This is a genomic window from Salirhabdus euzebyi (genome assembly GCF_014207435.1).
GTDB classification, from domain to species: Bacteria; Bacillota; Bacilli; order Bacillales; family Alkalibacillaceae; genus Salirhabdus; species Salirhabdus euzebyi.
Genome location: NZ_JACHGH010000001.1, coordinates 120852 through 133851, shown reverse-complemented (window position 1 = coordinate 133851; position 13000 = coordinate 120852). Strand labels below are relative to the sequence as shown.

Genomic DNA, 13000 nt, shown 5'->3' with positions numbered 1-13000 from the left:
ACAAAAAAATCGGTCACCCTATAGTGAGTGACCGATTTACCAACTTACTCTTTCGCTTCCCGTCTTTTATTTAGCAGGAAGGTAATACCTCCCAACACAATTAAGCCAATTCCGATAGCGAGCCAATTAAAGAAGCCTGTTGCAGTGTCTGGTAATTTCTTACCATCCTCACCTTTATCTACCTTTGGCTCTTCCTCCTTAGGTTCTTCCACTACTGGTTCCTCTTCAACAGGTTCATGAAAAACACCATAAATAGAGAAGTGTGTAACAGGTATAGCTATCGTTTTATTAGTTTTATCAACTGTTCCACCTTTACCCTCTAGGCTGTTTGTCTTCTCGTTATAATAGTAAATTTGAATGGAATCTGGATCTACTTCTTCATCATATCCTAACGTCAAAATGAAGTCCTCTTCGTTCGAAACGGACATAGTTCCAGCAACCATAATTGGTTCGTTCACTGTAATCTTAAAAACATCACCAGCTTGAACTAATTTCCCTTTATTCAACGAATCAACATCTACAGCATCAACGAGTATTCTCGTACCACTCTTTAAATTGCTTGGCATCTTAATAATACTTTTCGTTCCCTCAATTATATATGTCGCGCCACCACTTACCTCTCTTTCGACACCCACCTGAATAATATAATTATCGATAATAATCACTTCTAGGTTGGGCTCGACTTCATTAGGATTAGTAATTCCTTCTGACAACTGAAGGATTCCATCACTATAGTAAGGACTGAGGGCTGTTGGATCATACTCATCAGCAAAGCTTTCCCAATCCACAGCTATTTCCACAGTTTCCCCGTTTGACAACGTGGCCAAGACTTTATCTGGAAGTGTAATATTATCATAGGTAGTGCTGAATGGTACTTCCACTACTGCATCTTGTACAGATTCTATCGTTATAGGATCTGGTTGAGATTGTGATTCAAATGCACCCATATCAACCGTTCCATTTTGAATTCTAGTATTACCAGCTAAGTCGTAGCCACCTATAACGAACTCATTCTTTCCTTGGTCAATTGCTGGTGAGCCGTTCAGTAGTTGGTAATTACCATTAAACAATGGATCAGCATCGATAATACCAAATGGAGCAAAATACGGATAATAATCTGAACCACTAATACCACCAACAATACTAGTAGAAAATCCATGTTGATCTAGTGGTAAAGTTGATTGTATTTGATTCTCTTGTGTAACAGTATACAACTCAAGTTGTACAAAAATATTATCATCTAATGAGTTATCCCCATTTCCCCAAACAATACTATTGAAAAGATTATATTTACTTTGACCTATAATTGGAGTAACACTTATTCCGGCTCCAACCGTTCCTTCTTCACCAAGTTGATTATCAGTGACTGTAACATTACTTAAGTTAATACCCGGATAAAATTGATTGTCTACTTCCATTGCTTGATCTTCCGATGTTGCTAACATGGAGTAGTAAATTTCATAAATTCCTGCACCCTCATATTCAGCATAGTTATTCGAAATTAAAGAATTGTTCATAGAAAGACTCGCATAAAAAGAAAATATACCACCACCATTATCAGCAGAGTTACTCAATATTCTTGAATTCAAAAAGTTTGCCATACTTTCTCTAATAGCAATTCCGCCTCCATCATTCGTAACACTATTACTTCTAATAGTGACGTTAATGAAGTCAGCCATCGTTTCCTCCAAGTAAACTCCTCCACCATAATGTGCCTCATTGTCTACAATAATTAAATTCTGAAGAGTAACACCCTCACTATGACTTAAATGTATTCCACCACCATAGCTCTCATAAATTGAATTAGTAAGTGCTTTTCCGCCCGTAATCAAAAAACCGTCTAAAACTGTATTCGAAATTTCTTCTCCATAAACGACATGGAATACATTGGATTCTGCACTAATCACACCATTTAGAATGGTTTCATTTGCTGAAATATTGCGCGCTGACCTGTCCATCTCACTACCAGCAAATCCACCATAAATGTCAATATTGCTTTTTAATAAAAATGACTTAAACAGTTCGTTATCATCTTCTGGGTTAACAGGTGCACTAGGATAATATGTACCTTCTGCAACCCAAATTTCATCCCCATCCTCCGCAATATCTATTGCATCCTGAAGGTTCGTAAAAGCATTCTCCCAACTCTCTCCTGTTCCAGTTCCTCCGGCTGCATGATTTACATAAATAACATGATCAGATGCATTTACTGTAAAAGAAGAAACCGCCCAAACCAGAATGACGAAGGAGAAAAACACCGAAATATTTCTCCAAACTTTTTTCAAATCATTCACTACTCCTTTAACTAAAATTTTCCAATATAAATAATTTTAGTTTAAAGATTTTAATAGTAAATATAAGTAGCAGTGAATGTGACCTTTTGGGGGAAAATGTGACCTATAGTGATTCCGTCAAGCAAAGAAAAAAACCAACACTTTTTTTCTTCAAGCATTGGTTTGAGTCCATATTAAACTTTTCTTTAATAAACCTTAATACTAGGATTAAAATGGGCGAACATGCCATTCGGATTATGTTTCCAAATCCATACGTGCAGTGAATACTCTTCAACGGCGCCAGGCGGATCAAATTGTTGACCAAACAATGATGAATCTTCTGAAGTTGATAAATATTCAACCCCAACTAATTGGACATCACCATTTTTCATAGGTACGTATAATAAAACTTCAGGAGAAGATGCATCTACTTCCCCATCAACTAATCCTGGGTTGACGTAATGGTACCCCATCACTCCTAATCCTGGGACTGAAACAAACTCATCCGTAGGTAAATAGCCGTCATCTATTGCTTTTTGCACATTGTGGTATTTAGCTGTACCCTTACGCGCTTCTGCAAGTTCGGATTTACCTTCAGCCCCAACACCCGTAGACATGACAACCAGAACAACCAAACCAATTAATAAGCTAACTAATCTTTTCACACATTTCCTCCTCGAATAAATAGTCTATACTACTTATTCGGAGTCATTTACTTTCTTGCCTGTCCTACAATATATTGTGAAAAAATTATACTAAAGTATAGTGAGCTTTTTAAACAGTATAAATTCAAAAAATAGAACTCTCAACGATTTTGGTAAATGCTCTATTTTAGTTTTAGTTGTTGTGTATGTTTTAAAAATTTACTATAACCGTTAGTAAGCCCTCTAACTTCAAGTTATCATACCAATTAGTCAAACTGGCAATACTAATTCTTACATATATTTCCCAATAAAGCTCCATATTGTATTCCAGTAAAGCGCTGGATTCACCTTCTCCGCTTCCCCATGTCCAGCCCCTTCTATCACAAGCCTGTCCTTCTCAACAGGTGCTTCTTCATACACTTCATCTAGCATTTCATATGGTACAAACGTATCTGCATCCCCATGAATAAATAGAATTGGTGTTTTGCTCTTGGCAACTTGATTAACTGCAGATGCTTCATACAAGTCATATCCTGCACGTATTTTCGTAACTGTATTGGCAGCGTTAATGACCGGGAACTCTGGCAAACCGAATAAATCATCCAACTGATAGATGAATACATCGCTAACAGAAGCGTAACCACAGTCCTCTACAATCACCTTTACATTAGATGGTAGTTCTTCACCAGATGTCATCATCACAGTGGCACCACCCATGGAAATACCAAACAATACAATTTCTGCATCCGGATCTAACTTAATTATTTCATCAATCCATTGCAGCATATCTAATCGGTCATGCCACCCCATTCCTATATAGTCACCTTCACTATTCCCATGTCCACGTAGATCAGGAGCTAATACGTTATAACCTTGCTCATGGAAATTGCGCACCCATCTAGTCATTCCTTCTGCACTACTTGTATAGCCGTGTGCAACAATTGCCCATTTCGAATTTCCTTCATCATTTTTATAAACATCCGCATGAAGCTTCAACTCTAGCTTATCATTGGAAATAATCGACATTGCAAAAGGTGGATACTCCTGCTTAAATTTGTCATCAGCCTGCTCTAAAGCCTCTGCCACATGCCCCATTACCGCTTTACTTTCTTCTAAATGTGGATTTCCCTCTAAAAACTCTTTTTCATCATTTGCGTTCAAAGCAAAGTTGTAAAAGTAGGTTCCAACGCCACCATAGGCAATTACTAAAAGGACTATCAAAATTGTTGAAATAATAATGAGTTTCTTTTTCATCTACGTCTCTCCCCTTATGCTATTAACGTTTCTACGATTAGTTTATTTCGTCTGGAACTGTCTGTTCGGTGAAGTCCTTAACAAAGGAAGGCTTACCTCGCTTTAGCTCTATTTTCTTTGATCTATTCAAAAGAATTCTATCAACCGTTCTTCTAAAATGGCGAGCCATAAACATTTCAAATCCTGACCTACGACTAGTTGTGAGGTCACGTGGTTTCTGAATAATTGCTTTAAGGAGAGCATTGGCAGCATGCTGAACCGTTTCGACTCTTACCGTGTCTCCTATTGATGATTTTTTCGTTATATTCGTTCTCATAAACGCAGGATAAAGAGTGGTCACATGAATTCGACTTTTATATTCCTGCCTTAGCACGTCTGAGTAGGAAGTAATGGCCCGTTTACTTGCGGAGTAAACCGCATTGTATGCAACGTTGGCCAAAGCTAAGCCTGACGCCACATTAATCACATGACCACGACTTTTGATGAGAGCCGGCAAGGCTGCAGCAGTCATGTTCCATGTACCAAAAAGATTTACATCCATTACGAGGCGTGCCTTCTCACTAGGGAATTCTCCGCTATCCTGTGGACTTCCAATTCCCGCATTGTTAATTAAAACATCAATACCTCCCATCCTGCTCTCCGCTTCAGCTACTGCTCTTTTAACCGCTTCAACATCTCGGATATCCGCTTGAATGATATCCTCATCAGCACTTAGATCAATACCAATAACCTGTGCTCCTTCTTTTTTAAATAACCGGATAGCCTCTGTTGCAATTCCTCCAGCAGCTCCTGTTATTAAGATCCTTTTTCCATTCAGTTTCCCATTCTTACTCTTATTTCCCATCAGTTTGCTCCTTCTCTATCTACGTTTAGTCTAAATTACTTACATTATGGAGTGTTGGTCTATTGTCAGCAGTAATAGCAGCAACACGTCGTACCTCGTAATCTTTCTTTTTTAGTTTGGCTACTAATCTACGAAATGCAAAGGTAGAACCTGGCCATAGCGTTGAGTTACGTCCAGTTTTGTCTAAATACCAGCTTTGACATCCTCCAGAAGTCCACACAGTACCTTTCATGGACTTTTCTGTTTCCGCTACAAAACGTTTTTGAGCACTTAAGTGTGGCTCCATTACATCAAGCTTTTTCTTTCTCATATACTTTAAAACTTTCATAATATGTTTCATTTGAGATTCCATCATGTATATCACAGACGAATGCCCAAGTCCCGTGTTAGGGCCTTGTATAATAAATAGATTTGGAAAGCCAGCCACAGTCGTTCCAAGATAGGCTTCTGGACTACCATCCCAAACATCCGCCATGGACCTACCATCTTTTCCTAGGATATATTCGGCAAATGGAATGTTCGTTATTTGGAATCCTGTGCCAAAAATAATTGCATCAACCTTTACCTCAGTTCCGTCAGCTGCAATAATGGAATCACCGTTCACCTCAACGACACCCGAGGTCACAACATTCACATTGGATGCAGCCATTGCTCGATAATATGTATTGGATTGTAGGATTCTTTTACAGCCAATTGTATAACTAGGAGTGAGCTTCTCCCTTAGAACTGGATCCTTTACTGCTCTATGTATATTATCGATTGCTGCCTTTTTAACAATCTTCATATACTTAGGGTTTCTAAAAGGAATACCATATAACTCCCGTCTCATATAAATCCCCAAACGGGTAAGTTTTTGAAGAAACGGAACTCTACGGTACCACTTTTGTTTGGCAGGACTAATATCATCATCAAGCCTAGGTACCACCCAGGCTGGGGTACGCTGAAATACCGTCATAGAATCAACGTCTGGCTGAATAGCCGGGATAAACTGGATTGCGGAAGCACCAGTCCCCACAACTGCAACACGCTTCCCCTTGGGGTCAAAGTCTTTGGGCCAAGTAGAAGAATGAAACGCCTCCCCATGGAATTCATCGAGACCTTTTAGTTTTGGAATAGCTGGATCACTAAGAGCACCAAAAGCACCAATAACCATTTGCGCCTTAAAATCACCCTGGCTCGTTGCCACTATCCATTCTCCAGATTCTTCGCGCCACTCCATTCCCTTTACTTCATGCTGAAAGTGTAAATGGTCTATGAGCCCAAACTTTCTTGCGCAATCCCGTAAGTAAGCATAAATTTCTTGCTGGCTTGAAAATTTACGACTCCAGTTCGGATTAGGAGCAAAAGAAAGAGAATAAAGATGAGATTCAACATCACACGCACAGCCCGGATAACTGTTATCACGCCATACTCCGCCTACATCGCTATCCCTCTCCAAGATGAGAAAGTCATCTTCCCCTGCTTGTTTCAACCGAACAGCTGCAGCAATTCCAGCAAAACCACTTCCAATAATGATTATGTTGGTCCTCCTATAAACAGGAGTATCCAATGTCATGTTATTCATCCCGAATCCCCCTTCTTCCCCATTGTAAGGGCTTCCATTTTTAAAATATTAAAATAATTTTACCATATCTACCTGTTGATCAATATTTAATCTTATTAATGAAGAAAAATAAACAAGTGAAGGCCCGAAACCTCCAAACAACTAGATCTTATATTTTATCAGGGGAAATAGTACTGAAACTTTTCCAAGTGTTAATCGTATGTAAATGAAGGAGAGGTGGTTTTTTGAAAAAATTATGTTTGCTCGTAATGCTAACTTTCATATTGTTTGGCTGTTCTAATGAAGATAAGGAAACAAATGGTGCAAAAACTCTCTCATTAGAAGAGCAAATAACGAATATTATGTCTGAACATGAATTGAAAGATAAAGAAATTATTGATTACGATATGAAGAAGAATTTTATTTACGTTATTTTTAAGCAAAAAAATGAATATAGCAATGGTCATTACCCTGATTTAGTTGTATTAGAGAATCAAGATGGTGAATTAAAATGGATAGCAGGTCCAAATGAGCGAACCATGTCTGTGGGGCATTTGGAAGCAGATGTTATGATATTTGGAATGGATAAGGGGCCTTCGGTTTCCTTAATTCTTCCAGGGGAAAACCCAAGTGGCTCTAAAATTAAAGATATAAAAGTATTAGACGAATCAGCAAAAGCAGTCACATACGTGGAAGATTTAACAGAGGATTTCTCCAAACAATATACGTATTGGATTTCATATACAGAAGAAGAACCTACACATGAAGATTTTGAATATATCATGCAGTAAAACGAAAGCAAAATTGAACAAGAGGATTGTCAAGGAGACGGTCTTTTTCTTTTTTTAGGCTGTTTTCTAGTAAACTGTTGTTTTTCACAATAGATAAACAGCTCAAAAAATAACTAATAAGTATATTAAAACACACTATGTTTAGCACCATATATAACGCTAAAAATGCTTGGATTTTAAATATCCAATTCTTTGTTGAACTAAAGCTCCTGTTAGTTGAACAAACATTAGAACAAAAATTGAAGCCACTTATGTTCTGGATCGTGTAATTCTAGTGCCTTTCGAAGCCATTTTTTCTTCTCATTATCGAGATAATCCATAATGGTAATAAAGTCTTGATGGTCTTTTTCCCTTGTGTTTTTCGACTTATATAAAAGTACAATTTCTGGATTTAGATATGGAATACCTGTTTTAGTAATACTCCAAACGGAATTGAGTGGATAGGAAATCCTTAAATCTCTTCTGAATATCCAGTCATTTTCTTTTGTTTCATTAAGAAGAATTTCTATTTTGTCTCCGTTTAACATATTTGAAGCGTGTATTTCGTGAATTGGTAACTCTAAAAATTCATTTTCCCAAGTATGGAATTCACCTTTAATGACTTTTTTGAACTCCCACTCTTTGAGATAATCTTTTAGATATAGTTGGTCTTTTCGAAAAACAGCAAACTCTATATCTTTATGTTCCCTTGTTTCTTTACCAATAAAAAGATCAATCGCCCATCCACCAGCAAAGAACCACGTTTTATTAAATCCTGCCATTAGTGAAGTAATACTCAGGCATTGTTCAAATGACATATTATTCCCCCCCGCAAGAAAAATTTATCTAATATCTATTCCTTTTCAATATTCGAATTACCTTTTTCTTCTTTAACTAACCTTCTCGTTAGTACAATATGTACGTTTATATAAATATTTTAACATATAATTCCAGCTGTCCTTTTAAAACCACAAAAAATAAAAAGACCGTCTACGTGACGATCCTCTTGTTCCAGATAAGCACCCGTTACTTCAAGTAAAGTAATTACATCCTGCATTCCTTTTTTCGTTTTATTCCAATTCAGTTATTGCTGTTTTTATTTTATTATTCGTTTCTTCATTTCCCTCTACATAGAACACCAATATGTTTTTATTCGTGTAAGTTTCATGGGGTACTAACCTCATTGTTGCAGTTTTTTCTTCAAAATCTTCCATTCCTTTTTCGCGTGCCTGAACTGTTGGAAATTCGTAAATAGACAGTGTCCTTTCATCTATGAAGTATGCTTTTGGTGACACATCGTTTAATTCTTGGATAAAAGCATTTCCACTTGGTAAATCTGGTTCTTCTAATTCTAATCCTTGTTCAGTTATCGCTGTTTCTACCTCTTTTAAAGTGGTATGAATACTTTGGTTTATCTTCTCTAACAATTCACGACCATCCATTTTTCGAATCATCGAAATCTTGCCATTTTCATCAAGATTGATTATTCCAGTAACAGTAGCCGTATTGACTTGATTTCCTTTGCTGTATTCAACTTCGACTTTGTAATTATAGACGTTATTTTGAGTATCCTCTATTTCTTGTATGTCAATAGTTTTGGGATTTAATTGATACCCATTCATGTGTGCATCTATTAAAAATACTAATATATGGTTTAAGTTAACCATATTTTTGAAATTTGCTACTAAATCGCCATAGGTCTCTTCTCGATATGCATTAAATTCAGGTGATATTATACCGTTATCAAGAATATTACTTAACTCTTCATTGGGTCCTGTGAACTCCTTTTCCAAATATGTTTGAATGGTTTTTTTATTCTCATCCAGTGGAGTAGGGTTTGCTTGATCCATGATGAATTTGTCAGTTAATAGATATCCACCGACAATGAAGAAAATAGCTACAACAGCAGTTGTGAGGATGTGTTTGGACCATTTGGAAAATCTGTTTTTACTTGGCTTATTTTCTATCTTGTTCATGATATTTGTGTACACCTCCTTTTTATCCCTTTCGTCAAACTGAATAGATTCAAAAGATTGAAATGTTTGATCAAATTCCGTTCGTTCATCATATTGTTTCATGTTTATATCCCTCCTCTAACAACTTCGTTCTTAATGCATTCAAAGCCCTTAAAAGGGTAGTTTTCACTTTGCTTTCTTTCCACTCCAACACTTCAGCAGTTTCTCGTATAGACAGTTCTTTGATTTTCCTCAAGATAATGACTTCTCGATAGGATCTTTTTAATTGACCTAAAGCACGGTACAACTGCTTTTCTTTCTCTCCCAACTCCAATATTTTTTCTGGGGAAAGGTCTCGTGATGGAACAGCACTGAACGAATCTAACATATATCGAATAGGTTTTCTTTTACGCATAAAATCAATAGTGACATTTCTTGCAATACGATATAACCAATTCTTATCGCTTGACTTTTCTTGGAAGTAATCCAAATGATTATATGCCTTTAAAAATGTATCCTGTGTTAAATCTTTCGCTTGTTCATGGTCCCCTATCATCATGAATATATATCGATAAATGCCATTGCTATGATCTTGGTACCACGATTGTATTTTCTGTTTTTTAATTTCATCTTCCAAAGCATACACCTCGCTTTTCGGTTGAATAATTTAATTTTAAGTGCTTGTTATTTCTTCCTGACTTATCCTAAAGACGGAATGATTACCATAAAGTTTCACTTAAAATAAAACTTTATTACTAAATTTTCTGAAATACAAAAAGATCACCTTCCAGGTGATCTACTTGCTTACTTTATTAGCAGCTTTTTTACTTAAGACGAAGAAAGGCACTTCCCTAATATGACCCTATCATAAAACTCCATATTTTACCTGTATTTTCTAAAAGGAAGAGGAACGCCACCTTAAAATTGGCGTTCCTCTTGTTGTGTTAAAGTCACCTGTTTGTGCAATAACTTTATTCCGTTTTTTGCTTTTTGTTTCTTATAATAGTTAAATAAATAAAAACAGCAATTATAGAGGATATCATCAAGAAAATTCCGAAATCAAATAAAAAATTAAACATAGAATCTTCACCTTCATAAGGGTTAATCTTAGGCTCTATCCATATATGAATTAAAATAGTAGGAATAAAAATTATTAGAAACCACAAGAACGATTTGAACATTTCATCTTCCTCCTCCCCAAAGACATACTTTGTCAATTTTTTAATCTCACATTCCTACTTATATAGCACAATAGGAGCTACCATATCGATAATTCCTTACTCAACATTAGCCCCCAATAGTGAAAAATTATCTTCCACATAAGACAAGTATTACGTACATAATAAATCCCGACAGTATTCCTCCAGCTATGTATAGATGTGCAATATCGTAATTTTTGTTAATTAGTTCTTTAATTAGCTTTCCTGATACTATAAATAATAAGAATGCACTAAGAATTGCACCCCAAAATAGAAATATCCCCAAAGACTGTTCCCCCTTCGATTTCGCCCAATATTCTGTCAATCGAACCCTTAAAAATCCGAATGCTTGTTCAATATTCGCACCCGTTACTTGAAGATTTAGTTTTTAGCAAGAGAACGCACAAGCAAAATTCCTGCCAATATATCGATAGCAACGTGAATTTCAGTATAACTTAGGAAGCGAATATCCCTTGTTTCTATAATAGGAAATTGCATAGTGTAATACGAAGGTAGAAAAGCTATTATCAGCAATATTATTCCAGGCACTATCAACCAGTTAATTTTTATAAAACCATTAATAACTTTCCATAAGCCATTAAATTCAAACAATACTCCAATAGCAAATCCAACTAATGAAACCTTTAATGAAGGTGCAAACTCTAATTCTCCTCTTTGGTAAAGCCCCTGAAGTTCAAAATAACATTTACCTAATATGGTAATTAAGTAACTGACCCCAACTATAATAATGACTCCAAAAAATATCTTTTTTAAAATATGAAACCACTCCCTCACATAATTGAATTTGTTACATTCTTCTTCCACTCTTCTGCTCGTTATTACAAGATCCTTATGCATAAAATTTTAACATAATATCCCAATTATGCTTTAGAAAAATAAAAGACCATCATTAGATGATCTCTTGTTACACTCTAGCCCCCGTTAATGGAATAAGTGAATTAGTCTTCTTTCTTTTTTAGAAATACCGTTAATAAGGCAAATGTAATAACCTCAATAACAATAATCACCCATAAAATAGGTTGAATATGTTCTAACGGAGTTCCTCCTACACCACCACTTGCAAACTTATATAACCAGACGTATTCTCCCCACATAATAATTCCAATAATTTGAGTAGATAAAGCTAAAATAACCAATGATAAAAACCTTATCATTATGTTACCCCCTTTTTTTAAAACTTCTTGTTGAACCATAATGTTCTTTAACACAATAAGGAGTTGCCACACATCTCCTTATTGAATATTTGCCCCCGTTTGTTCAATAGCGCATTTTGTTAACGTACTTCTACAATAAAGACATACGAAGAATTACCATTTTCCCATTCAGCCTCAATTTCTATAATGTGTTTACCATTTTCAGAGGGTAACGTTAAATTTTGTTTTTTAGAGACTAATTTCTTACCTCTTTTTTCATTTTCCCATAAATAACCACTAATATATGGATTTGAACTATCACTAAATTTCACATCAGCAACTGAATTAGGTTCAATGATTGTAGTGTCTAGATTGAATGCTTCTGGCATTTGATAAGGTGCAAAACCATCTGCGTAATAGAATGACCCATTCTTTTCCCAATCGAAAGTACCTCTCTTGGCATCTATTATTTCTCCATTGATGTGTATTGCTGCTTCTGGAGGATATTCTCTAGTTTCGCTGGAACATCCTACTGCTATGAAAAGAATTAAAATAACTCAAAGCGAACCAAAACCTTTTAAGCATATTTTCACCTCATTTTATTTGTTGAAATGCAATTTATTAAAAAAGTTTCAGAGCTTATTAAACTAAAGGGGCTTTACCAATATATTAATTTTCCAATTTCAGAATATCCTCTAATGTTTACAGGCAAAATTACCTCTCCCTCTGATCTTACATAGAAAAAACGCGCTTCTCCTAAATTAAATAATAAGATCTTCCAAGCTGTTTTTCTGTGTTTCCACTTTTATTTCTTTTATATTGGGGTTGATAATTTGACCAAAGTAGTATGCTGAATCTTCCACCCCTCTACCTGACGCACCCCAAGTAAGTTCTTCATCTTGCTTAGGTGGATAATGAGTTGAAACCAATGGACTTTCTGTTCCTACCTCATCTTTCATTTCCCAAAATCCCAATACGTTTTGTTCTAATCGAGCAAAAAAAATGGTATGAGTATTTCTAAAAATAGATATCCATTCCCCATCTACTTTTCTCACTATATAGACTTTCTCTGTTACTGGGGACCAATTTTCTGTGATCTTAAATACATCATCTTTTGTCGGGATTTGTTTGTGGTTATATATTAAAAATACAATGAAAAGTATAGGTGCGATTGCGATACTAATTAATAACTTTCTCAAATCCTTCTCCTCTTTTCTTCCACAAACTTGCATTACTTCCATATTACTAAGTTCTCACGTTTAATTTTAACATATAATTCCAGTTATCCTTGTAAAAAGCCAAAAGAAAAAGACCGTCTCACTGACGATCCTTTGTTCGGCACTTGCCCCCATTAACTGAAAAAG

General features: G+C 35.8%; 15 protein-coding genes. 1 reads left to right on the top strand and 14 read right to left on the bottom strand.

Translation table 11 applies throughout. The features are described from left to right. Positions 1 to 44: 44 nt before the first annotated feature. The 5 genes from HNQ94_RS00670 to HNQ94_RS00650 all read right to left on the bottom strand — a co-directional run bounded on the left by HNQ94_RS00670 (position 45) and on the right by HNQ94_RS00650 (position 6579). The gene (locus HNQ94_RS00670) at positions 45 to 2285 is read right to left on the bottom strand and encodes an LPxTATN C-terminal sorting signal domain (RefSeq protein WP_174496320.1); all 2241 of its coding nucleotides are present in this window, start codon (positions 2283 to 2285) and stop codon (positions 45 to 47) included. 194 nt (positions 2286 to 2479) lie between these two features. Beyond that, positions 2480 to 2938: a hypothetical protein gene (locus HNQ94_RS00665; RefSeq protein ID WP_174496319.1), complete on the bottom strand. Its 459-nt coding sequence runs from the start codon at positions 2936 to 2938 to the stop codon at positions 2480 to 2482. Positions 2939 to 3208: 270 nt separating this feature from the next. Then, positions 3209 to 4171, bottom strand: coding sequence for an alpha/beta hydrolase (locus HNQ94_RS00660; RefSeq protein ID WP_174496318.1), 963 nt, complete (start codon positions 4169 to 4171; stop codon positions 3209 to 3211). 37 nt (positions 4172 to 4208) lie between these two features. Next, a complete protein-coding gene (locus tag HNQ94_RS00655; protein ID WP_174496317.1) occupies positions 4209 to 5015 on the bottom strand; it encodes an SDR family NAD(P)-dependent oxidoreductase in 807 nt (268 codons plus the stop codon). A gap of 25 nt (positions 5016 to 5040) precedes the next feature. Then, complete coding sequence (locus tag HNQ94_RS00650; protein WP_217423882.1) at positions 5041 to 6579, bottom strand: flavin-containing monooxygenase; 1539 nt, start codon at positions 6577 to 6579, stop codon at positions 5041 to 5043. Between the two features lie 224 nt (positions 6580 to 6803). Here HNQ94_RS00650 and HNQ94_RS00645 point away from each other — a divergent pair, with 224 nt between their 5' ends. Beyond that, positions 6804 to 7349: a hypothetical protein gene (locus HNQ94_RS00645; RefSeq protein WP_174496316.1), complete on the top strand. Its 546-nt coding sequence runs from the start codon at positions 6804 to 6806 to the stop codon at positions 7347 to 7349. Between the two features lie 227 nt (positions 7350 to 7576). On the opposite strand, the gene HNQ94_RS00640 is transcribed toward HNQ94_RS00645, so the two are convergent. The 9 genes from HNQ94_RS00640 to HNQ94_RS00600 form a co-directional block, all read right to left on the bottom strand. Then, complete coding sequence (locus HNQ94_RS00640; protein WP_174496315.1) at positions 7577 to 8146, bottom strand: nucleotidyltransferase domain-containing protein; 570 nt, start codon at positions 8144 to 8146, stop codon at positions 7577 to 7579. 252 nt (positions 8147 to 8398) lie between these two features. Next, positions 8399 to 9406 (bottom strand): hypothetical protein, encoded by a 1008-nt coding sequence (locus HNQ94_RS00635; protein WP_174496314.1) that lies wholly within the window; start codon positions 9404 to 9406, stop codon positions 8399 to 8401. Continuing rightward, positions 9393 to 9920 (bottom strand): RNA polymerase sigma factor, encoded by a 528-nt coding sequence (locus HNQ94_RS00630; protein WP_174496313.1) that lies wholly within the window; start codon positions 9918 to 9920, stop codon positions 9393 to 9395. The genes HNQ94_RS00635 and HNQ94_RS00630 overlap by 14 nt, the downstream gene beginning before the upstream one ends. Before the next feature lie 334 nt (positions 9921 to 10254). Next, complete coding sequence (locus tag HNQ94_RS00625) at positions 10255 to 10464, bottom strand: hypothetical protein (RefSeq protein ID WP_174496312.1); 210 nt, start codon at positions 10462 to 10464, stop codon at positions 10255 to 10257. 127 nt (positions 10465 to 10591) lie between these two features. After that, positions 10592 to 10768 (bottom strand): hypothetical protein, encoded by a 177-nt coding sequence (locus HNQ94_RS00620; protein WP_174496311.1) that lies wholly within the window; start codon positions 10766 to 10768, stop codon positions 10592 to 10594. Positions 10769 to 10863: 95 nt separating this feature from the next. Beyond that, the gene (locus tag HNQ94_RS00615; protein WP_174496310.1) at positions 10864 to 11307 is read right to left on the bottom strand and encodes a hypothetical protein; all 444 of its coding nucleotides are present in this window, start codon (positions 11305 to 11307) and stop codon (positions 10864 to 10866) included. A 134-nt stretch (positions 11308 to 11441) separates the two neighbouring features. After that, positions 11442 to 11657, bottom strand: a complete 216-nt coding sequence (locus HNQ94_RS00610) for a hypothetical protein (protein ID WP_174496309.1) — start codon at positions 11655 to 11657, stop codon at positions 11442 to 11444. Between the two features lie 119 nt (positions 11658 to 11776). Next, positions 11777 to 12025, bottom strand: coding sequence for a hypothetical protein (locus HNQ94_RS00605; protein WP_174496308.1), 249 nt, complete (start codon positions 12023 to 12025; stop codon positions 11777 to 11779). Positions 12026 to 12397: 372 nt separating this feature from the next. After that, a complete protein-coding gene (locus HNQ94_RS00600; protein WP_174496307.1) occupies positions 12398 to 12835 on the bottom strand; it encodes a hypothetical protein in 438 nt (145 codons plus the stop codon). Positions 12836 to 13000: the final 165 nt, after the last annotated feature.